This is a genomic window from Paraburkholderia sp. SIMBA_053, from assembly GCF_046534895.1.
Taxonomy (GTDB): Bacteria; Pseudomonadota; Gammaproteobacteria; order Burkholderiales; family Burkholderiaceae; genus Paraburkholderia; species Paraburkholderia caledonica.
This window is the reverse complement of record NZ_JAWRXU010001169.1, coordinates 1-254: the sequence shown is the minus strand read 5'-3', so window position 1 is coordinate 254 and position 254 is coordinate 1. Positions and strand designations below refer to the sequence as shown.

General features: G+C 68.1%; 1 pseudogene. It reads left to right on the top strand.

The window, feature by feature from the left end:
• Nucleotides 1–213 (top strand): annotated as a pseudogene (locus SB753_RS39330) (hypothetical protein); the annotation flags it as partial.
• Nucleotides 214–254 lie beyond the last annotated feature (41 nt).

Genomic DNA, 254 nt, shown 5'->3' with positions numbered 1-254 from the left:
CGGGCGATCGTGAAGCGCCCCCGGGTGCTCCTCGCGGATGAGCCGACCGGCAACCTCGACGAGAGCATGCGGGACGAGATCCTGACGCTGCTCCAGACCCTGTGCGCGGAAGGCATCACCATCATCGTGGTCACCCACGATTCGGCGGTAGCCCGGCGGGCGAATCGACGTCTGCGCCTGACGAAGGGCGTCGTGCAGGACATCACGAAGTAGGGCGGTGCGGAGGACGGGGGCATGATGTCGGCGGCTCTGGC